Annotated in this window: 21 protein-coding genes; 18 read left to right on the forward strand and 3 right to left on the reverse strand. The window is 37.6% G+C overall.

Going from position 1 to position 18,909, the window contains the following annotated elements; all coding sequences use genetic code 11:
- Nucleotides 1–126: 126 nt before the first annotated feature.
- Genes I6L50_RS06675 through I6L50_RS06685 form a run of 3 tightly spaced genes read right to left on the reverse strand, consistent with a single transcriptional unit; the run spans nucleotide 127 to nucleotide 1,990 of the window.
- The gene (locus tag I6L50_RS06675) at nucleotides 127–672 is read right to left on the reverse strand and encodes a flavodoxin family protein (protein WP_113936260.1); all 546 of its coding nucleotides are present in this window, start codon (nucleotides 670–672) and stop codon (nucleotides 127–129) included.
- Between the two features lie 4 nt (nucleotides 673–676).
- Nucleotides 677–1,045 (reverse strand): MerR family transcriptional regulator, encoded by a 369-nt coding sequence (locus tag I6L50_RS06680; protein WP_002016114.1) that lies wholly within the window; start codon nucleotides 1,043–1,045, stop codon nucleotides 677–679.
- A 51-nt stretch (nucleotides 1,046–1,096) separates the two neighbouring features.
- Nucleotides 1,097–1,990 (reverse strand): LysR family transcriptional regulator, encoded by an 894-nt coding sequence (locus tag I6L50_RS06685; RefSeq protein ID WP_012261980.1) that lies wholly within the window; start codon nucleotides 1,988–1,990, stop codon nucleotides 1,097–1,099.
- A 152-nt stretch (nucleotides 1,991–2,142) separates the two neighbouring features.
- Between I6L50_RS06685 and I6L50_RS06690 the strand changes: the two genes are divergently transcribed.
- The 18 genes from I6L50_RS06690 to I6L50_RS06775 all read left to right on the forward strand — a co-directional run bounded on the left by I6L50_RS06690 (nucleotide 2,143) and on the right by I6L50_RS06775 (nucleotide 18,880).
- Complete coding sequence (locus tag I6L50_RS06690; protein WP_219300926.1) at nucleotides 2,143–3,165, forward strand: YeiH family protein; 1,023 nt, start codon at nucleotides 2,143–2,145, stop codon at nucleotides 3,163–3,165.
- A 121-nt stretch (nucleotides 3,166–3,286) separates the two neighbouring features.
- Nucleotides 3,287–3,484 carry a helix-turn-helix transcriptional regulator gene (locus I6L50_RS06695; RefSeq protein ID WP_002143740.1) on the forward strand — a complete coding sequence of 66 codons (198 nt, stop codon included), beginning with the start codon at nucleotides 3,287–3,289 and terminating at the stop codon, nucleotides 3,482–3,484.
- 11 nt (nucleotides 3,485–3,495) lie between these two features.
- Nucleotides 3,496–3,885, forward strand: a complete 390-nt coding sequence (locus I6L50_RS06700; protein ID WP_215587063.1) for a hypothetical protein — start codon at nucleotides 3,496–3,498, stop codon at nucleotides 3,883–3,885.
- 17 nt (nucleotides 3,886–3,902) lie between these two features.
- Nucleotides 3,903–4,124 (forward strand): hypothetical protein, encoded by a 222-nt coding sequence (locus I6L50_RS06705; RefSeq protein WP_219300927.1) that lies wholly within the window; start codon nucleotides 3,903–3,905, stop codon nucleotides 4,122–4,124.
- Nucleotides 4,121–4,513: an ATPase gene (locus I6L50_RS06710; protein ID WP_219300928.1), complete on the forward strand. Its 393-nt coding sequence runs from the start codon at nucleotides 4,121–4,123 to the stop codon at nucleotides 4,511–4,513. Before I6L50_RS06705 ends, I6L50_RS06710 begins: the two co-directional genes overlap by 4 nt.
- A gap of 16 nt (nucleotides 4,514–4,529) precedes the next feature.
- Nucleotides 4,530–4,757, forward strand: coding sequence for a hypothetical protein (locus tag I6L50_RS06715; protein WP_219300929.1), 228 nt, complete (start codon nucleotides 4,530–4,532; stop codon nucleotides 4,755–4,757).
- A 100-nt stretch (nucleotides 4,758–4,857) separates the two neighbouring features.
- A complete protein-coding gene (locus I6L50_RS06720; protein WP_219300930.1) occupies nucleotides 4,858–5,619 on the forward strand; it encodes a MerR family transcriptional regulator in 762 nt (253 codons plus the stop codon).
- Nucleotides 5,616–6,236: a hypothetical protein gene (locus I6L50_RS06725; RefSeq protein WP_219300931.1), complete on the forward strand. Its 621-nt coding sequence runs from the start codon at nucleotides 5,616–5,618 to the stop codon at nucleotides 6,234–6,236. Before I6L50_RS06720 ends, I6L50_RS06725 begins: the two co-directional genes overlap by 4 nt.
- Nucleotides 6,237–6,596: 360 nt before the next feature.
- A complete protein-coding gene (gene uvrB, locus I6L50_RS06730; RefSeq protein WP_193662880.1) occupies nucleotides 6,597–8,573 on the forward strand; it encodes an excinuclease ABC subunit B in 1,977 nt (658 codons plus the stop codon).
- 5 nt (nucleotides 8,574–8,578) lie between these two features.
- Nucleotides 8,579–11,449 carry an excinuclease ABC subunit UvrA gene (gene uvrA / locus I6L50_RS06735; protein ID WP_002016096.1) on the forward strand — a complete coding sequence of 957 codons (2,871 nt, stop codon included), beginning with the start codon at nucleotides 8,579–8,581 and terminating at the stop codon, nucleotides 11,447–11,449.
- 186 nt (nucleotides 11,450–11,635) lie between these two features.
- Complete coding sequence (locus tag I6L50_RS06740) at nucleotides 11,636–12,016, forward strand: phage holin family protein (RefSeq protein ID WP_002089574.1); 381 nt, start codon at nucleotides 11,636–11,638, stop codon at nucleotides 12,014–12,016.
- 156 nt (nucleotides 12,017–12,172) lie between these two features.
- Nucleotides 12,173–13,102, forward strand: a complete 930-nt coding sequence (gene hprK / locus I6L50_RS06745; protein ID WP_002016091.1) for an HPr(Ser) kinase/phosphatase — start codon at nucleotides 12,173–12,175, stop codon at nucleotides 13,100–13,102.
- A gap of 24 nt (nucleotides 13,103–13,126) precedes the next feature.
- The gene (gene lgt, locus I6L50_RS06750; protein WP_219300932.1) at nucleotides 13,127–13,939 is read left to right on the forward strand and encodes a prolipoprotein diacylglyceryl transferase; all 813 of its coding nucleotides are present in this window, start codon (nucleotides 13,127–13,129) and stop codon (nucleotides 13,937–13,939) included.
- A gap of 66 nt (nucleotides 13,940–14,005) precedes the next feature.
- The gene (gene ppaX, locus I6L50_RS06755) at nucleotides 14,006–14,653 is read left to right on the forward strand and encodes a pyrophosphatase PpaX (protein ID WP_002089567.1); all 648 of its coding nucleotides are present in this window, start codon (nucleotides 14,006–14,008) and stop codon (nucleotides 14,651–14,653) included.
- 53 nt (nucleotides 14,654–14,706) lie between these two features.
- The gene (locus I6L50_RS06760) at nucleotides 14,707–15,213 is read left to right on the forward strand and encodes an acyltransferase (protein WP_002139159.1); all 507 of its coding nucleotides are present in this window, start codon (nucleotides 14,707–14,709) and stop codon (nucleotides 15,211–15,213) included.
- Between the two features lie 145 nt (nucleotides 15,214–15,358).
- Nucleotides 15,359–16,870, forward strand: a complete 1,512-nt coding sequence (locus I6L50_RS06765; protein ID WP_113936266.1) for a tetratricopeptide repeat protein — start codon at nucleotides 15,359–15,361, stop codon at nucleotides 16,868–16,870.
- Between the two features lie 84 nt (nucleotides 16,871–16,954).
- The gene (trxB, locus tag I6L50_RS06770; RefSeq protein WP_002089563.1) at nucleotides 16,955–17,911 is read left to right on the forward strand and encodes a thioredoxin-disulfide reductase; all 957 of its coding nucleotides are present in this window, start codon (nucleotides 16,955–16,957) and stop codon (nucleotides 17,909–17,911) included.
- A 162-nt stretch (nucleotides 17,912–18,073) separates the two neighbouring features.
- On the forward strand, nucleotides 18,074–18,880 hold the full coding sequence (locus tag I6L50_RS06775) for a DUF368 domain-containing protein (RefSeq protein WP_002016085.1): 807 nt from the start codon (nucleotides 18,074–18,076) through the stop codon (nucleotides 18,878–18,880).
- Nucleotides 18,881–18,909: the final 29 nt, after the last annotated feature.

An 18,909-nucleotide genomic window follows, 5' to 3' on the forward strand; every position in this document is an offset into this window, starting at 1 on the left:
TCATCATTTTTGTTCACTATTTGTGATGGATGAAATAAATAAGAGAATTAGAACTTCATTGGTCAAAGTACCTTCCTTTCATAATATTATTTTTATTGTATGCGCATACAAATGGATTTGTCAAACTTATTTCTGGTTGCTATTTTTGAATTTATTATTATACAATTGTGCTTTTGCTAGCGCCTCAGCATCGTTCTTGATTTCATCTAGTCCATTCGCATCCCCAATAATATACCCTTCAAATGATGAACCAACAAAATCAAAGATATATTGAAACTGGGCGATAAGCGGCAATGCTTTCAGTTTTGGACTGTCTCCGCCAACGATGACAACGTACATTTTTTTGCCTTTCATTTTTTCTTTAAAATGAAGAGATGTATCACGCAAGCTTTGTGACCAGCGATCAACGAAGTTCTTCATGTGGCCGCTCATTCCGTACCAGTATAGCGGTGTAGCGAAGATAATCGTGTCGTGCTCTAGCATGCGTTTGGTTAACTGCCCGTAGTCATCATTTACAGGTTGAAATCCTTCTACATCATGGCGCTGATCTATGATTGGATGGACAATATGATCACGCAAGTAAATTTGTTCTGTTTCAATCCCATCAATCACCATATGTGTTAAAGCTTCCGTATTTCCGTTTTGTCTTGAACTGCCATGTATAACAAACATGTAATCATCCCTTTTCTTTTGCTTGTTTTAGGAGTGAAACGTGTTTTTGTAAATTCGTTTGAATGTTGGAAAGTAATGTGATTTGCTTCGTTACCTCATCAAGTTTGTCTTCGTAAAGTGCAAGGATACTACTACACGGATTTTCGTAGAGATGTGGCTCGATTTCAAGGCAACGTAGCATTCGTTCTGTTTCTTCTAAATTTAAGCCGATTTGCAAGTACATTTGAATCAGCTCTACTTTTTCGATTGCACTTTCATCAAAATCACGGTAGCCATTTGCTAGGCGTTTCGAAGGGAGTAATCCCTTCTCTTCATAATGTCTTAGTGCCCTTTCGCTAACCCCAGTTTCTTTTGATAACTCTCCAATTCGCAATGCGTTTCACTCCTTTTACATGTATTGTAAACCTTCACACTAATGTGAAGGTCAACTCTGTTTTTTCGCAAAAGAATCTACGTGTTTTAAAAAGACTTGAATAGCTTTAGACGGGATAAAATATTTGCCGCGCACGATGGAGAATGGACGGATTAGCTCTTCGTTCGGAACAGGGATGTGGAATAGTTCTTTTGCTAATAGTTCTTTTCGAACAGTCCAATCTGAAAGGATAGCGATGCCAAGACCGGCTGCAACGGCTTCCTTCACGCTTTGAATACTGCTAAATGTAAAGAAGCGTTTCATTTTTAAATGATGTTGGTGTATAAAGCGATCGCTATAGGCACGTGTGCCAGAGCCGCTCTCCCTTAATACCCAGACTTGGTCTTGCAATGTATTTTCGTTAATTCCCTTGATATGGAGCAATGGGTGGTTTGGCGGGACGACGAGTTTCATTTCATCTTGCATAAAAGTTTCAACATCTACGTCAGCGTATACGACTTGGCCTTCCACTAAGCCGATATCAATTTGATTAGAGCGGAGGCTTTGCAAAACTTCTTCCGTATTGGAGATAAATGTATGAACTTCGACGTGTGCATTTTCATTGGCAAAGCGCGCAAGTATTTTTGGAAGTAAGTATTCGCCAATTGTAAAGCTAGCGCCGATGCGAAGTGTCCCTGTTACGACGTTATGCAGCGCATTAATTTCCTGTTTTGCATCTTCATAAAGTGAAAGCATTTGCTTTGCGTGTATGTATAATATGTTTCCAGCTTCCGTAACTTGGACGTGCTTTGGGGAACGCTGAATAAGTGTAGTCCCAAATTCATTTTCCAGGTTGCGAATGTGCATACTAACGCCAGGTTGTGAAAGGTTTAATAGTTCCGCAGCACGCGAAAAATGTTTTTGTTCAACGACAGTAACAAAGATCTTTAAAATGTCGACGTTCATTTGTTAGGCCCCTTTATTTTTGCTTTTATTTTATCATAAGTATTTCTGATGATAGGGATTCAATATTAATATTAAACTTATTATTAAAACTCTCTTATAATGTAACTAGAAAGAACATGCATGTTCCAATACGATTATTGGGGTGGTACAAAGTGGAACAAACACTTGTTATACAAAAGAAGAAGGGCTTTGGATTTTCGCAAGGTATTGGGATTACGTTATTAATCGCAATCGCCGCGAAATATTTAGCAGAGCTTCCATTTTTAAATATTATGGGACAATTAGTAATCGCTATTCTAATCGGGATGGTTTGGCGCGCGGCAATCGGGATTCCTCAAGAAGCGATAGCGGGAACGAACTTTGCGAGCAAGAAGTTGCTACGCTTTGGGATCATCTTACTTGGAATGCGGTTAAATCTTGTAGATATTGCGAAGGCGGGGCCGAAAGTATTGGTCATCGCAGCGGTTGTTATTACATTTACAATTTTCGTTGTATATGGACTAACGAAAGTATTTAAAGTAGAAAAGAAACTTGGGATTTTAACAGCATGCGGGACGGCGATTTGTGGTGCGGCCGCAGTCGTCGCGATTGCACCGCAAGTGAAAGCGAAAGATGAAGAAACGGCAGTTGGGGCAGCGATTATTGCAATTTTAGGTACAATATTTACACTTATTTATACGCTATTATACCCAGTGCTGGGCTTCTCACCGTACGGTTACGGGGTGTTTTCAGGTGCGACATTGCACGAAATCGCTCACGTTATCGCTGCGGCGGCGCCAGGAGGTAGCACGGCTGTAGACATCGCGGTTATTGTGAAATTAACGCGCGTTGCGATGCTTGTGCCAGTAGCAATTTTAATTGGATTATGGTTTGGTAAGAGTGAAGATAGCGAGGAAAAAAGATCGTGGCGCGACCTTCCAATTCCATGGTTCATCTTTGGATTTTTAGCGATGAGTGCAGTGCATTCGATTGGGATTATCCCAGAAGTTGTTGCTGGATATATTGTAGTCATTGCGTACATGCTTATTGCAATGGCAATGGCAGGACTCGGTTTAAATGTAGAGTTTAAAACGTTCCGCAAATTAGGAAGTAGGGCATTCGTGGCAGGATTGATTGGCTCGGTTTGCTTATCTGTTCTTGGGTACGTTCTTGTATATGCATTAGGATTTATGTAGTAGCAAAGAGGCATCTTATAGATGTCTCTTTTTTTACTTTTTTTGTAAAGGTATCTTTACTTGCAATTGGAAAATATTTATAATTAAAGTAAAGATATCTTTACTTTCGAAGGTGGAGCCTATGGGTGTAAAAAATACAATAAAAGAGTTAAGAAAGCAAAATCATATAACGCAAGTTGAAATGGCAAAGGCGATGCAAGTGACGCGACAGACAATTGTGGCGATTGAAAACCATCATTATAACCCGAGTCTAGAGTTATCCTTAAAAATCGCCAAATATTTTGGGATGAAGGTGGAGGAAATATTTACGCTAGAGTAAGGGGAGAAAAAATGAACGATACTAAAAAATTATTTACCGGTGTGACTTTTGGATTGTTTTTGGGAGACATTGTAGTTCATATTATGAATCCGGCTATACCAATTTTATCACTCGTAGTGAGTAACATTTTAGCAATTGCATTTTTGATAGTGTGTGTGTATTACAAAAAGCGTAAGTACAAAAAAGAAGAACTTCCAGATATAGATGAGCGAGTAAATGAAAACATAAAAAGGTATGTAAATGTTTCATTTGTATGCGCGTTTTTATTGCTTATTGTTTATATTGTTGCGAGTAAAGCAATAGGCAGAGCTGTTATACCAGTGCAAGAAATATTTATGATATGTAGTTCCTTATTTGCGGGTAGTCTCATCATAGGAGTAATGGCGGGAAAACGAGCATAACGATAGGAGGAATGAAAATGCAAGATGAGTTTGAGAGATTTCAGTCGGATAAAGCGTTTAAATATGTAGGGTTATTTTTTACGATTAGTTTAGCAATATGGAGTTTGTATAATTTAATTGTTGATGGAAATGCGGGCATGCCGTTTGTTTTATTTGTATTAGGACAGTTTGTTTATTTCTTTGTGAATTATTGGCCGAAGTGGAAGTATAGAAATCAAAAAGAGGCTGATCATGTATGAGTAAACAAGATATTATACGGTTTATAGGAAGTTTATTTTTAGCGGGTCTTGTTTTAAATGTGAGTTTAATGATTTTAAATATTTCGTGGGGAACGATCTTCATATCGAATGTAGCACTAGTCATTTTATATGGTATTTCGGAATATAGAGAACAAAAGCGTTTGAAAGAAGAGGGAGTACCGTCGATTGATGAGCGAGTTGTGAATAAGATAAAGTCGTATTTTACGATTTGTATTACAAGCTTCATTTTCTTGTTCATTATGTATCTTTGTGTAAATAAGTATTTAGATAGGCAAGCAGTACATGTAAATGAGTTATTATATATTGCTATTTTTGGTTTATTAATAAGTATGGCATCGACGAGTGTGTTAGCAACAAGGAATAGATAGAAAAAGGGGAACTGGGATGGGATTACCGGTATTATGTGTCGCTACGGCTATTTTTGCTTTGTTTTGGGGGATACAAAACTTCTCTCGTAATCCAGTGCCAAGTATTTGTATTATGCTTGGTACTGTAGGTTTATCATATTATTTATTAGTTTCAGCTCATTATCATAAAACAGCAACGAGTGTTGTTGTTGGCGCACTTATTTTATTTTGTGGGCGCTCTATACAAAAGGGATTATTTCCGTAAAAGCTGTTGATACAAAGAGTATAAACAGCTTTTTGTATTTTTTTTACAAAAGTCTTGAAAGTTACGTAACGTCATCTTTTATAATGAAGGGGAAGAGGTGATGGTAGTGATTTCAATACAACAATTGACGAAAGAGACAGGGGTAACAGTACGTACATTACGTTATTATGATCAAATAGATTTATTAAAGCCGAGCGGGAAAACGGAGGGTGGACATCGGTTATATAGTGAAACTGATGTCATCCGACTACAACAAATTTTGTTTTTAAAGGAAATGGGATTTTCATTAAAAGAGGCTGCGAATATGTTAGTAAAAGGTGAGCTTAACTTAAAGGATTCTCTTGAAAAACAACTTCGGTTTGTACAGGAAGAACAAAAGAAATTCAATCGAATGGAGCGTGTTTTACAAGCTGTTGTTTATTCGGTAGCTGTGGAAGGAGAACTTGATTGGAAAGTTATGTTTGAACTTATTCAGCTTTCGAAACAGTCGTCTCGTATACGTGAAATATTTCAAAACGAATTATTTTCAAAGGAAGAACAAAAATTGCTTCATAACTTGCCGAATATGAGTGAAGAAGATCCGAATGTTTTAGAATGGGTAAATTTATTAAAGCGACTACGTAACTTTATGAAAGACGGTAAGGAAGCATCATGTGATGAGGTACAAGGGGCAACGAAGAGATTAATGCAGAAGTGTTTAGAAATGGCAAATGGTGATGAAGCATTTTTAGATAAATTGTGGGAAGTAAGAAAGTCAAAAGAAGATTCACAGAAAATGAGTATGTATCCAATTGAAGAAGAGCTTCTAGTATATATGGATGAGGCTTTTCGTATATATGATGAAAGGGAGAGGGATAAATGAGTATACTCGCAGAATATCGATGGTACTTTTTAATTGGTGCAGAGATTGTATTTTGGTTATCAGCTATTGGATTCTTTTTACTAAGGTATGGATTTCGCTTGAAAAAGGCGAGCTTTATTATGGGGATTGTGCTACTCATAAATGAAGTGTTTATTTTAACTTTAGGGGTATTGGACTACTATCAAACAGGGAAGTTCTCTAATTTTCAAATCATTACGGTAATCATTTTATTATATGCAGTTTTTTATGGGAAAAAGGATTTGAAGAAATTAGATATATATGTACAAAAATTAGTTGCGAAGTGGCGGAATGAACCGGCGTCTATTATCGAAGAACCAATTGAAGTAGCAGGGATGGCGCATGCGAAGCAGGAAATAAAAAATTGGGTTTTACATCTTATTTTGTTTGTTGCTGTTCATATATTCTTTTTCTTCATGTATGGGTTTATTCCAGTAGAACAGTGGGGGAATTGGTTAGAGTCAGGAATCGTTTTAAATAAAGCAGCAAGCCGTGTAAGCCAAGTGTGGGCTATTATTCTTTTAGTGGATACTGCGATTTCATTTTCATATGTTATTTTTCCGAAGAAGGAGAAAGGAAAAGGGAAGCTACTTTCATAGAGGAAAGTAGCTTTTTGTGAATTTAGTATAGGTTTCTTTTTTTGGTATACAAATAGTTTGTGTGGGAGAGGATGACAGTAGGAAAAAGAGATAGTTGTAAAAGGATTGTTAAAGAGACATGTGAGGTAGATATTGCTTATAGGTTAGTAGAGTACATGAATGAGGAAATGCGTAATGGATATGATTTGTTACATGTGCCTTTAAAATAAAATTTGTAAAGGAAGGAAGTATTTATTCCTTCTTTTTTTATGTATATCTTGTCGAAAACTTTACCGAATATCTGTTCGTTTTTTTAGGTTTTTTATGGGCATTCGTGTTAAAATAATAATACAGATTTTTTATGAGGAGGTCGGATTTCACTTGGAACATCAATTTGAAATTATCTCAGAGTATTCCCCGCAAGGTGATCAGCCGGGAGCGATAGAGAAGCTTGTAGAGGGAATTAATAGTGGAAAGAAAAAGCAAGTGTTGCTTGGAGCGACAGGAACGGGTAAGACATTTACGATTTCAAATGTCATTAAAGAGGTGCAGAAGCCAACACTTGTAATGGCTCATAATAAAACGTTAGCAGGACAGTTATATAGTGAGCTGAAAGATTTCTTTCCTAACAATTCTGTGGAGTATTTTGTTAGTTATTACGATTATTATCAGCCGGAAGCGTACGTACCACATACGGATACGTTTATTGAAAAAGATGCGCAAATTAACGATGAAATTGATAAATTACGCCACTCGGCAACGTCTTCTTTATTTGAAAGAGATGATGTTATTATCGTTGCGAGTGTTTCGTGCATATACGGTTTAGGTTCTCCGGAAGAATACCGCGAGTTAGTTGTTTCGCTACGAGTTGGTATGGAAAAGGACCGCAATCAATTGCTTCGTGAACTTGTTGATGTACAGTATGGACGTAATGATATTGATTTTAAGCGTGGTACATTCCGTGTGCGCGGAGATGTAGTTGAAATCTTCCCCGCATCACTTGATGAGCATTGTATTCGAATTGAATTTTTTGGGGATGAAATAGATCGTATTCGAGAAGTAAATGCATTAACGGGTGAAGTATTAGCAGAACGTGATCATGTAGCAATCTTCCCGGCATCTCACTTCGTTACACGTGAAGAAAAGCTGAAGGTCGCTATTGAAAATATCGAAAAAGAATTAGAAGAGCGTTTAAAAGAATTAAATGATAACGGTAAGTTGTTAGAGGCGCAGCGCATAGAACAGCGAACGCGTTATGATTTAGAAATGATGCGAGAGATGGGCTTTTGTTCAGGGATTGAAAACTATTCCCGTCATTTAACACTTCGTCCAGCAGGTTCAACGCCGTATACGCTTTTAGATTATTTTCCAGAGGATTTCTTAATCGTTATGGATGAGTCGCACGTATCGGTTCCGCAAGTAAGGGCGATGTATAACGGGGACCAAGCACGTAAGCAAGTGCTTGTTGATCATGGATTCCGTCTGCCATCAGCTTTAGATAATAGACCGCTCACGTTTGATGAGTTTGAAGAGAAAACGAATCAAGTTATTTACGTTTCGGCAACGCCAGGACCGTACGAGTTAGAGCAGTCACCGAAAGCAATAGAACAAATTATTCGTCCAACAGGGCTTTTAGATCCACCAATTGATATACGACCAATTGAAGGACAAATAGATGATTTATTAGGAGAAATCCATGACCGGATTGCGAAAAATGAACGTGTATTAATTACGACTTTAACGAAGAAAATGTCAGAGGATTTAACGGACTATTTAAAAGATGTAGGAATTAAAGTGAATTATCTTCACTCTGAAATTAAAACATTGGAGCGTATTGAAATTATCCGTGATCTTCGCCTTGGTAAGTTTGATGTACTTGTCGGTATTAACTTATTACGAGAAGGATTAGATATTCCAGAAGTATCACTTGTAGCTATTTTAGATGCTGATAAGGAAGGGTTCCTACGTTCAGAGCGTTCATTAATTCAAACAATTGGTCGTGCGGCGCGTAATGCAAACGGCCGCGTTATTATGTACGCAGATCGCATAACGAGATCAATGGGAATTGCAATTGAAGAAACACAGCGTCGTCGTAGTATACAAGAAGCTTACAATGAAAAGCATGGTATTACGCCGAAAACGATTCAAAAAGGAGTACGTGACGTTATTCGTGCGACAACAGCAGCTGAGGATACGGAAATATATGAAGCAACACCAGCTAAGAAGATGACGAAAAAAGAACGTGAAAATACAATTGCGAAGATGGAAGCAGAGATGAAAGAAGCAGCAAAGGCATTAGATTTCGAGCGTGCAGCTGAATTAAGAGATTTACTATTAGAATTAAAAGCGGAAGGGTGAAAAGAGTGAGTAAAGATTTTATTGTTGTAAAAGGTGCTAGAGCGCATAATTTAAAAAATATTGACGTAACCATTCCGAGAAATCAGCTTGTTGTTGTGACGGGATTGTCTGGTTCGGGGAAATCATCGTTAGCATTCGATACGATTTATGCAGAAGGGCAGCGTAGATACGTGGAATCTTTATCTGCGTATGCGCGCCAGTTTTTAGGGCAAATGGATAAGCCGGATGTTGATATGATTGAAGGTTTATCTCCAGCGATTTCAATTGATCAAAAAACGACGAGTCGTAATCCTCGTTCAACGGTTGGAACGGTAACGGAGATTTATGATTATTTACGTTTATTATTCGCACGAATTGGTACGCCGATTTGTCCGAATCATGGAATTGAAATTACATCACAAACAGTGGAACAGATGGTAGACCGTGTTCTTGAATATCCTGAACGTACGAAGTTGCAAGTGCTAGCGCCTATCGTGTCAGGGCGTAAAGGTGCGCATGCGAAAGTATTAGAAGATATTAAGAAGCAAGGTTATGTTCGTGTGCGCGTTGATGGAGAGATGCTGGATGTATCTGAAGAGATTACTTTAGAAAAAAATAAGAAGCATTCAATTGAAGTTGTTATTGACCGTATTGTTGTGAAAGAAGGAATTGCAAGCCGACTTGCAGATTCACTAGAAAGTGCTTTAAAGCTTGGCGGGGGCCGAGTTTTAATCGATGTAATGGGAGAGGAAGAACTTCTATTTAGTGAACATCATGCTTGCCCACATTGTGGTTTTTCAATCGGAGAATTAGAGCCGCGTATGTTCTCGTTTAATAGTCCGTTCGGCGCGTGTCCTTCTTGTGATGGACTTGGATCGAAGTTAGAGGTAGATTTAGAACTTGTTATTCCGAACTGGGATGTATCATTAAATGAACATGCGATTGCTCCTTGGGAACCGACAAGTTCACAATATTACCCGCAATTATTAAAATCTGTGTGTAATCATTACGGCATCGATATGGATATGCCGGTGAAAGATATACCGAAGGATTTATTTGATAAAGTGCTGTACGGAAGCGGGGAAGAGAAGCTTTATTTCCGCTATGTGAATGAATTTGGTCAAGTAAAGGAAAATGAGATTTTATTTGAAGGTGTTATTCCGAATATTGAGCGTCGTTATCGTGAGACGAGTTCTGATTATATTCGCGAGCAAATGGAGAAATATATGGCAGAGCAAGCTTGTCCGAAGTGTAAAGGTGGACGCTTAAAGCCTGAGAGTTTAGCTGTGTTCGTTGGTGATAAAACGATTGCCGATGTAACGAAATATTCTGTTCAAGAAGTACAGGAGTTCTTCTCAACTGTTGAGTTAACGGAGAAACAACAAAAAATTGCTCATTTAATTTTAAGAGAAATTCAGGAACGTGTTGGGTTCTTAGTGAACGTCGGTTTAGATTATTTAACGTTAAGTCGTGCCGCAGGAACTTTATCAGGTGGTGAGGCGCAGCGTATTCGTTTAGCGACACAAATTGGTTCTCGCCTTACTGGCGTACTTTACATTCTTGATGAGCCTTCTATCGGTTTGCATCAGCGTGATAATGATCGTCTTATTCGTACATTGCAGGAAATGCGTGATTTAGGAAATACGTTAATTGTTGTTGAGCATGATGAAGATACGATGATGGCTGCTGATTATTTACTTGATATCGGACCTGGTGCAGGTATTCATGGTGGTCAAGTTGTATCAGCAGGTACACCAGCTGAAGTTATGCAAGACGAGAATTCATTAACTGGGAAATATTTAAGCGGTAAAGAGTTTATTCCGGTACCACTTGAAAGACGTAAAGGTGACGGACGTAAAGTGGAGATTGTCGGCGCGAAAGAAAATAACTTAAAGAATGCGAAAATGTCATTCCCTCTAGGAACATTTGTAGCAGTAACAGGCGTATCTGGCTCTGGAAAAAGTACGATAATTAATGAAGTACTATACAAATCATTAGCTCAAAAGCTATATAAAGCGAAAGCAAAGCCAGGGGCTCATAAAGAAATTAAAGGTCTTGAGCAGTTAGATAAAGTGATTGATATTGATCAATCACCAATCGGGCGTACACCACGTTCAAATCCGGCGACATACACTGGCGTATTTGATGATATTCGTGATGTATTTGCGCACACGAATGAAGCGAAAGTACGTGGGTATCAAAAAGGACGTTTCAGCTTTAACGTAAAAGGCGGCCGTTGTGAAGCGTGCCGCGGTGATGGAATTATTAAAATCGAAATGCATTTCTTACCAGACGTGTATGTTCCATGTGAAGTTTGTCACGGTAAACGTTACAACCGTGAAACGTTAGAAGTGAAATATAAAGATAAGAATATTTCTGAAGTGTTAGGGATGACAATTGAAGATGGGGTAGAGTTCTTTGCTAATATCCCGAAAATTAAGCGTAAACTTCAAACTCTTGTAGATGTAGGGCTTGGTTATATGAAATTAGGACAACCAGCTACGACGTTATCAGGTGGTGAGGCGCAGCGTGTGAAATTAGCTTCTGAATTACATCGTCGTTCTACAGGGCGCACGTTATACATTTTAGATGAGCCAACGACTGGCTTACATGCACATGATATTGCACGCCTTCTAGAAGTGTTGCAACGTCTTGTTGAGAGTGGTGAGACGGTACTTGTAATTGAGCATAATTTAGATGTTATTAAAACAGCTGATTATATTATTGACCTTGGACCAGAAGGCGGAGACAAAGGCGGACAAATCGTTGCTTCCGGAACGCCAGAGCAAGTAGTGAAAGAAGAGCGCTCTTATACAGGTAAGTATTTAAAAGAGATTTTAGATCGTGATAAAGCAAGAATGAAAGAGAAAATAAAAGAAGTAGAGTTATCACAATAAGTTGTTAATGAAAGCCGAGTGGGAATTACACTCGGTTTTTATTTCACTAAGGAAAACTAGTAAGGTTGTTAATAGGTATACAAGCATGAAGGGTAGAATAAGTTGATATAAGCGCTCGTATGATACTTGCGTTTATTGTCTATTAGCGTATGATGAAATATATATGTTAAAAGGATGTGTAAGGAAATGAGATGGATTGTATCACTTCTTGTAAATAGCGTTGTGTTAATCGCTGTATCCGGACTTTTAAAAGGGGTTGCACCAGACGCATTTTACATAGCAAATATACAAACTGCAATTATTGCGAGTATTATATTGGCGATTTTAAACGTATTTGTAAAGCCGCTTTTAATTTTAATTACGCTACCGATTACTCTTGTAACTTTCGGTTTCTTCTTAATTGTTATTAATGCGATTACGTTAAAGATGACGGATTCGTTATTAGGGGACGCCTTTAATATATCTGGATTTGGTGTAGCGATTGTTGCGGCAATTTGTATTTCTATTTTTAATATGATAATTGAAAAAGTAATTGTTGAACCATTACATGAAAAAAAGAGAAAATGACAAAAAGAAAAACATTTCATGATTCATATGAAATGTTTTTTTCTATTTATTAGAAACCGAGTTTCTTGTTTCCAGAAAAAAATGGTACAATATCCGATAGAATGGAATTTTACATCAAATGAGACTGAACCCGCAGCGGAGTGGAGGTTTATACATATGCCGAAAGTAAGGACAAAAGATTTAATTGAACAATTCCAATTGGAGTTAGTAAGTGGTGAAGAAGGGATTCATCGTCCGATTGATACGAGTGATTTATCGCGACCTGGAATTGAAATGGCAGGATTTTTTACATATTATCCAGCTGATCGCGTGCAGCTTCTTGGGAAAACGGAGCTTACGTTCTTTGATACGTTAACGACAGAGCAAAAGCAAGAGAGAATGAAAGCGCTTTGTACTGAGGAGACGCCTTGTATTATTGTAACTCGTAATCAAGATGTACCGGATGAGTTATTACAAGCATCACGTGAATCAGGCGTGCCTTTATTACGTTCTGCTCAAACGACGACGAGATTATCAAGTCGTTTAACAAACTATTTAGAAGGTAAGTTAGCGCCAACAACAGCTGTTCATGGTGTGTTAGTAGATATTTATGGTGTTGGTGTTTTAATTACAGGTCAAAGTGGTGTCGGGAAAAGTGAGACAGCGCTTGAACTTGTAAAGCGTGGTCACCGCCTTGTTGCGGATGATAGCGTAGAAATTCGTCAAGAAGATGAAGATACATTAGTAGGGAGCTCACCTGATTTAATTGAGCACTTATTAGAAATTCGTGGTCTAGGTATCATTAACGTAATGACGTTATTCGGTGCAGGGGCAGTACGAAATTATAAACGTATTACACTTGTTATTAATCTTGAAATTTGGGATCAAAAGAAAAATTATGATCGCTTAGGTCTTGATGAAGAGAAGATGAAGATTATTGATACAGAACTTACGAAGATTACACTTCCAGTTCGTCCTGGTCGAAACTTGGCTGTTATTATTGAAGTAGCAGCGATGAACTTCAGATTAAAACGTATGGGAGTCAATGCGGCACAACAGTTCTCTGAACGATTAATGAGTGCGATTGAGTTAGGAAATCAAGAGTAGACTCTGGAGAGGGAGGTCATATATATGCTGTTAGGTTCTGTACCACAGCTTGACCGTATAGCAGTCCAACTTGGGCCGTTCCCTGTTTATTGGTATGGGGTTATTATCGGTACAGGTGTGCTATTAGGTCTTTGGCTAGCAACTCGCGAGGGAGAAAGGCTTGGTATTCACAAAGATACATTTATCGACCTTGTATTAATCGCAGTACCAATTGCCATTCTTTTTGCGAGAATGTATTATGTCATTTTTGAATGGGAATATTATTCGCAAAATCCGAGTCAAATTATTAATATTCGTCAAGGTGGTTTGGCGATTCATGGTGGTTTAATCGGTGCTGTTATTACAGGAATCCTTTTTGCGAAACGACGCGGGCTTTCATTCTGGAAGTTAGCGGATATTGCTGCGCCGAGTGTTTTACTAGGACAAGCAATTGGCCGATGGGGAAACTTTATGAACCAAGAGGCGCATGGTGATGAAGTGACGAGACAGTTTTTAGAAGGTCTTCATTTACCAGATTTCATTATTAATCAAATGTACATTGATGGTGTGTATTATCACCCAACGTTTTTATATGAATCATTATGGAACTTTGCAGGTGTTATTTTACTACTCGCGTTACGAAAAGTGAATTTACGCCGTGGTGAATTATTCTTCACATATTTAATTTGGTATTCAGTGGGACGCTTCTTCGTAGAAGGTTTGCGTACAGATAGTTTAATGTTAGGACCACTTCGTATTGCACAAGTAATGTCTATTGGAATTGTTGTTATTTCTATCATTTTCATTATTGTGAGACGAAAAATGGGGCAAGCTGATAAAAGATATTTAGAAAATTAGAGAAAAGTAGCATCTTATATAAGATGCTGCTTCTTTCATATTCAGGTAATGAAAGGATTAAGGACGATGAAAATAAATACAGTGTTATTTGATTTAGATGGAACGTTAATTAATACAAATGAACTTATTATCTCTTCTTTTTTACATACGTTAAATCACTATTATTCTAATCAGTATAAGCGTGAAGATGTATTGCCATTTATCGGTCCATCTTTGCATGATACTTTTAGTAAGATTGATGCAAGTAAGGTTGAAGAGATGATTACATGTTATCGTCAATTTAATCATGAGCATCATGATGAATTAGTGGAAGAGTATGAAACTGTATATGAAACGGTTCAAGAATTGAAGAAGCAAGGTTATAAGATCGGCATCGTTACAACGAAAGCGAGACAGACGGTTGAAATGGGATTAAAGCTTTCGAAACTTGATCAGTTTTTTGATGTTGTCGTGACGATTGATGATGTGGAACATGTGAAACCACATCCAGAACCACTTCAAAAAGCACTCAAATTATTAGATGCAAAGCCAGAAGAAACATTGATGGTTGGTGATAATCATCATGATATCGTCGGTGGACAAAATGCAGGTACGAAAACAGTAGCGGTTTCATGGACATTGAAAGGTAGAGCGTATTTAGAAGCGTATAAACCAGATTATGTGCTAGATAAAATGAGTGATTTACTACCGATTTTGTCCCGCATTAACGGGTAGTAAGATTCCTGCCAGTTAAAGTGTCACTTTATATAAGTAGAGGAGAGAGTTCAGTGCGACGGACAACGCGCTATCCTGTTTCAGGAGAAAATTCATTGTGGAATGTGTATAAAACAGTTTCTTTTTGGAAGGTAATGAAAAACTTTATTATCATCCAAATCGCACGTTACACGCCATTTTTATCCGTAAAGAATTGGTTATATCGCACGTTTTTACGGATGGAAGTAGGAAAGAAAACGTCGTTTGCACTTATGGTAATGCCAGATATTATGTTTCCAGAAAAGATTACTGTGGGAGACAATTCAATTATCGGCTATAATACAACGCTTTTAGCGCATGAATATTTAATTCGTGAGTATCGACTCGGAGAAATCGTCATAGGGAATGAAGTTATGATTGGAGCGAATACGACAATTTTACCAGGTGTGACAATTGGAGATGGAGCTATCGTTTCTGCAGGCACACTTGTCCATAAAGATGTACCAGGCGGCGCTTTCGTAGGCGGAAATCCGATGCGTATTATTTATACGAAAGAGGAAATGGCCACTAGAGAAGGTTGATGTTAAAAATGTAACATTTCCCTTCTGTTTTTATGAATAAAAAGGAAATAATTGATTATAATATACTGTTTTGTTTTTTACGGAATCGTTTATACTTATAGATAGAAGAATGTGTGAACGAAGAAAACAAAAAACTGGAGGATATATGGGGAAAAATCAAAGAATATATAAGGAGAACGGACAAGTTATCTCTTTTAATCAGTTAGCGGACTTCTTTTATAAAAAAGGGATGAGGGCTTATAAAGGGCAAAAATTGCAAGATGCAATTAAATATTTTCGAAGAGCAGCACAAAGCGAAAAGGAGCCGTTTATTTTATGCCAACTAGCAATAGCATTATCTGAATCTGGTGAATATCAAGAGTCGAATCAGATATTTCTAAAGCTTGTTAGATCCAATCCTGAACTTGAGCAATGCTATTATTTTATTTCAAATAATTATGCATATATGGGCTTGTTTCAACAGGCGAAGAAGTATGCAGAGCGATATTTAGAAGTTGCGGAAGAGAAGGAATTTGTAAAAGATACATTAGAATTGCTTGAGATTATGGAAGAAGATGCAATGGGTGCGGAAGAGATTGAGGATGAAGATGAGCTAATTGTTATGCAAGAAGAAGCGAACCGCTACATTCGTAACGGACAATTAGAAGAGGCGATTGCTACACTAGAAGTTGTTACGAAAGAATATCCAGAATTTTGGTCAGGACATAATAATTTAGCGATTGCACATTTTCAATCAGGGAATGTAGATCAAGCGCTTAAGTTAACAGAAATGATTTTAGAGAAAAATCCTGGTAATATGCATGCGCTTTGTAATACGCTTATTTTTCTATATTCAATTGGAGAGCATAAGCAAGTAGAGTCATTAGCGGGGCAGTTAGTTTCGGTATATCCAATTTCATTTGAGCATCGTTTGAAACTTGGAACAACGCTTGCAACAATTGGTCATTTTGAACCTGCATATAAATGGTTCAAAGTATTAAAGCGTCAAGGTTATGAAGGAGATGTCAGTTTTTATTACTGGTTTGCATACTCTGCGTATATGGTGAAGGAACAGCAAGTAGCTGAAAAAATGTGGCAACATGTTGTAGAATTGCATCCTGATAAAAAAGGAAAAGAACCGTGGAATGCACTGAATTTAGCAGATGAAGGACAAAATCTTTTATTTGAAGAGTTACGAAAATCATTTCAGCAAAGTACGACGCTAGAAGAGAAAATGCTAGCTTTATATTTAATGAATGAATTGTCAACACCAGAGAAGGTTGGATTCTTCTTTGATGTAACGCAAGCGAAAAATGGTGTTCCAATCGTATCGCAACTTGCAAAATATTTCTTTTTACTTAATAGTCATAAAAGTATCCCAGCTGATTTACAGCAATTTGAACAGTGCGTACGAATCGCGGATGCATTATACAATTATACGAAAAAAGACGATGAATTAATCGAAGAGTGTTTAAATTTTTGGTTTTGCACGTTCATACGTTTATATACATCTGGAGCGACTTTTACAAATGTGTACGGTTGGTCAGCGGCAATTGAATACATTGTGCGCGGCGAACAAAGAAATAAGATGACACAGGCAGAGCTTGGTGATGTATATAATGTATCTGTAGCGACTGTACGAAAGTATGTGCAGGCTGTTAAGCGCACGCACACGTAGGGTAGGCAAATCATTGGGAAAAAAATGATGCTAACAGTATAATGAGGGTAACTTAATGTGTATGAATGAATGGGAGTGAATAGTGTGTCAGAAGAAAAAATTTATGATGTCATTATTATTGGTGCAGGACCAGCTGGTATGACAGCTGCGGTATATACATCTCGTGCGAATTTAAGCACACTGATGCTTGAGCGTGGTATCCCAGGTGGACAAATGGCAAATACAGAAGATGTAGAGAACTATCCAGGTTATGAGTCTATTTTAGGACCAGACTTATCAAATAAAATGTTTGAGCATGCGAAGAAATTTGGTGCTGAATATGCATACGGTGATGTGAAAGCAATCATCGATGGTAAAGAGTACAAAACAATTATTGCTGGTAAAAAAGAATATAAAGCACGTGCAATTATCGTTGCAAGCGGTGCAGAGTATAAAAAAATTGGTGTGCCAGGTGAAACAGAACTTGGCGGCCGCGGTGTATCATATTGTGCAGTATGTGATGGTGCATTCTTTAAAGGGAAAGAACTTGTTGTTATTGGCGGCGGAGATTCTGCTGTTGAAGAGGGTGTATTCTTAACACGCTTCGCATCAAAAGTAACGATCGTTCACCGTCGTGACACTCTTCGTGCACAGAAAATTTTACAAGATCGTGCTTTCCAAAATGAGAAAGTAGATTTCATTTGGAATCACACTATAAAAGAAATTAACGATGCAAATGGTAAAGTAGGAAGCGTAACACTTGTAGATGTAAACAGCGGAGAAGAGCAAGAAGTTAAAACTGATGGCGTTTTCATATACATCGGTATGTTACCATTATCAAAACCGTTTGTTGAGCTAGGTATTACAAATGAAAATGGTTATGTTGAAACGAACGAGCGTATGGAAACGAAAGTTCCTGGTATTTTCGCAGCTGGTGATGTTCGTGAAAAAATGCTTCGTCAAATTGTAACGGCAACAGGCGATGGTAGTATTGCAGCGCAGAGTGCACAGCATTATATAGAAGAGTTAGTAGAGGAACTAAAGACTGTAACAGAAAAATAAGGGTGTTTTTTCCTTTTTGGAAGAAAGCTACCGATAGGTGGCTTTCTTTTTTTTGTTCAAATGTCAAACTTTTGTCAAAAATAATTAAGAATATAGTGTTTCTTATTGTTATACTAGAATTTACGGGAAAAATCACTATAAGAAATGAGGAATTTATTCAGTATGGAATGGCGTAATATATATCGTGGATTTTGTATGGGCGTTAGTGATTTAATTCCTGGTGTGAGCGGCGGAACAATCGCTGTTGTGTTGGGGATTTATGAACAATTGCTCGCAGCAATTAGCGGATTCTTTAGTCGTGAATGGAAAAAACATTTAGCGTTTTTAATCCCACTTGCAGCTGGTGTAGCGGCAGCTTTTCTAACGTTAAGTCATGTTATTAAATATTTATTAGCAAATCATTATGAACCGACTCAATTTTTCTTCCTCGGTTTAATTATTAGTATATTACCGATGTTAATGAGAGAAGCTGATGCAAAGGCAACGTTTAAAGGTAGTCATATTGCCTTATTAATAATTGCAGCAATTCTTGTTGCAATAACAGCATTCTTTAAACCAGATAAGGCAGCTGATCCGATTACGACGTTAACAATTTTAAATGCAATTGGTTTATTTTTCGCAGGATGGATGGCTAGTATGGCTATGCTTCTTCCTGGAATTAGTGGATCGTTTATTTTATTAATTATTGGTGTGTATCCGACAGCAATTAACGCTTTAACTACACTCAATTTACCGTTAATCGTGGTTATCGGTGCCGGAGTGATGGCCGGATTTGTTGTAAGTAGTAAAGGAATTAGTTATTTGTTAGATCGTTATAAAAGTATGACATTTGCGGCAATTATTGGGCTCGTTATCGGGTCGATTGTCATTGTGTTCCCTGGCATTCCGACTGGTGGAATTTCAATTGTAAGTTCAATTATTACTTTTATTTTAGGATTTGCGGTTGTTACTTATTTCGGTAAGAAATAAGTGTTTTAATCCCCTTAACGATAAAAATC

It is taken from the genome of Bacillus sp. FDAARGOS_1420, from assembly GCF_019344915.1.
Taxonomy (GTDB): domain Bacteria; phylum Bacillota; class Bacilli; order Bacillales; family Bacillaceae_G; genus Bacillus_A; species Bacillus_A mycoides.

Coding starts and splice junctions, on each gene's coding strand:
- I6L50_RS06675 (WP_113936260.1), bottom strand. CDS start 672: ATGTTTGTTATACATGGCAGTTCAAGACAAAACGGAAATACGGAAGCT.
- I6L50_RS06685 (WP_012261980.1), bottom strand. CDS start 1,990: ATGAACGTCGACATTTTAAAGATCTTTGTTACTGTCGTTGAACAAAAA.
- I6L50_RS06695 (WP_002143740.1), top strand. CDS start 3,287: ATGGGTGTAAAAAATACAATAAAAGAGTTAAGAAAGCAAAATCATATA.
- I6L50_RS06700 (WP_215587063.1), top strand. CDS start 3,496: ATGAACGATACTAAAAAATTATTTACCGGTGTGACTTTTGGATTGTTT.
- I6L50_RS06705 (WP_219300927.1), top strand. CDS start 3,903: ATGCAAGATGAGTTTGAGAGATTTCAGTCGGATAAAGCGTTTAAATAT.
- I6L50_RS06710 (WP_219300928.1), top strand. CDS start 4,121: ATGAGTAAACAAGATATTATACGGTTTATAGGAAGTTTATTTTTAGCG.
- I6L50_RS06715 (WP_219300929.1), top strand. CDS start 4,530: ATGGGATTACCGGTATTATGTGTCGCTACGGCTATTTTTGCTTTGTTT.
- I6L50_RS06720 (WP_219300930.1), top strand. CDS start 4,858: ATGGTAGTGATTTCAATACAACAATTGACGAAAGAGACAGGGGTAACA.
- I6L50_RS06725 (WP_219300931.1), top strand. CDS start 5,616: ATGAGTATACTCGCAGAATATCGATGGTACTTTTTAATTGGTGCAGAG.
- I6L50_RS06740 (WP_002089574.1), top strand. CDS start 11,636: ATGAGATGGATTGTATCACTTCTTGTAAATAGCGTTGTGTTAATCGCT.
- hprK (WP_002016091.1), top strand. CDS start 12,173: ATGCCGAAAGTAAGGACAAAAGATTTAATTGAACAATTCCAATTGGAG.
- lgt (WP_219300932.1), top strand. CDS start 13,127: ATGCTGTTAGGTTCTGTACCACAGCTTGACCGTATAGCAGTCCAACTT.
- ppaX (WP_002089567.1), top strand. CDS start 14,006: ATGAAAATAAATACAGTGTTATTTGATTTAGATGGAACGTTAATTAAT.
- I6L50_RS06765 (WP_113936266.1), top strand. CDS start 15,359: ATGGGGAAAAATCAAAGAATATATAAGGAGAACGGACAAGTTATCTCT.
- I6L50_RS06775 (WP_002016085.1), top strand. CDS start 18,074: ATGGAATGGCGTAATATATATCGTGGATTTTGTATGGGCGTTAGTGAT.